This is a genomic window from Sphingopyxis sp. (assembly GCF_035998965.1).
Classification (GTDB): Bacteria; Pseudomonadota; Alphaproteobacteria; order Sphingomonadales; family Sphingomonadaceae; genus Sphingopyxis.
In genome coordinates, this window is the sequence record NZ_DASYHE010000070.1 from 1 (window position 1) to 1,509 (window position 1,509).

Annotated in this window: 1 protein-coding gene; it reads left to right on the plus strand. The window is 65.1% G+C overall.

The window, feature by feature from the left end:
* The coding region (locus VGN68_RS12495) for an efflux RND transporter permease subunit (protein WP_327477152.1) at positions 1 to 1,509 on the plus strand (1,509 nt) is incomplete at both ends.

The window sequence follows — 1,509 nt, forward strand, 5'->3', positions numbered from 1 at the left end:
GCCGACGAGATCGGCCTCGCGGTGCTCGCGACAACCATGACGATCGTCGCGGTGTTCCTGCCGGTCGGGCTGATGCCGGGCGTCGCCGGGCAATATTTCAAGAATTTCGGACTGACGGTCGTGGCCGCGGTGCTGATGAGCCTCGCGGTCGCGCGCATGATCACACCCATGCTTGCGGCCTATTTTCTCTCCGCGCAGGGTCCGCAAAAGCATGGCGAGGGCCCGCTGATCGACACCTATATGCGCATCTTGCGCTGGAGCCTCGACACCAGCGGGGCCGCTGCCGCGCGTGCGCGCGGCGGGCGCTGGAAATGGCTCGGTTACATCAAGGACCATCGCGTCTGGGTGGTCGGGATCGGGGTGCTGGCGCTCTTTGCGACCATTTTCAGCTTCTCGCTGCTCCCGATGACCTTCCAGCCGTCGATCGATTCCGACACGAGCCGCGTCGCCATCCAGCTCGCCCCGGGTGCAACGCTTGAACAGACCGAGGCGGTGGCCGACGAGGTGACCGATCTCATGAAGCGCGATCCGCTCGTCGAATCCGCCTTGTCGCGGATCGATGTCGGCACGGCGACGGTCTATCTGAAATTGCGCAAGGATCGCGAGCTTACCTCGACCGAGTTCGAAAAGGACCGCGCGCCGCGGCTGGCCCAGGTTCCCGATGCCCGCATCAACTTCCAGTCGCAGCATGGCGGCGGCGGCGGCAGCAGCCGTGACATCTCGATCACGCTCGGCAGCGACGACCCGAAGAAGCTCGAGGATGTCGGCAACCGGCTGCTTGCCGAAATGGCCAAGGTGAAAGAGATCCGCTCGCCGCGTGTCGAGGGCAATCTCCAGCGCCCGGAAATCGTCATTCGCCCGCGCTTTGCGCTCGCGGCGCAGCTTGGCGTAACGACACAGGCTTTGAGCCAGTCGATCCGCGTCGCGACGCTTGGCGAGATCGACCAGAATAGCGCCAAATTCTCGCTGTCTGACCGGCAAATCCCCGTCCGCGTTGCGCTTGCGGAAACCGCGCGCGAGCGGCTCGATACGCTGCGCAACATGCCTGTTCCGACCCGGAACGGGGGAACGGTGCCGCTCTCTGTCGTGGCCGAGATAGGCTTCGGCGCCGGCCCGACCCAGATCAATCGCACCAACCAGGTGCGCCAGCTCACCATCGGGGCCGACCTTGCTCCGGGTCTCGTGACCGGTCAGGCGATGGATAAGGTCGAAGCGCTGCCGGCACTCAAGACCTTGCCCGCCGGGGTCACGCGGCTGGTCCTCGGGAGTGCCAAGTGGCAGGCCGAGATGCTGCGCAATTTCGCGATCGCGGTCGTATCGGGGATCTTCCTCGTGCTGGCGGTCCTGATCCTGCTCTATCGCAAGATTATCCCGCCCTTCGTCAACATGGGCTCGCTTCTGCTCGCCCCGCTCGGCGGGGCGGTCGCGTTGCTGCTGACGGGCTATCCGCTCTCGCTTCCCGTGTTCATCGGCGTGCTGATGCTGCTCGGTATCGTCGGCAAGAACAGC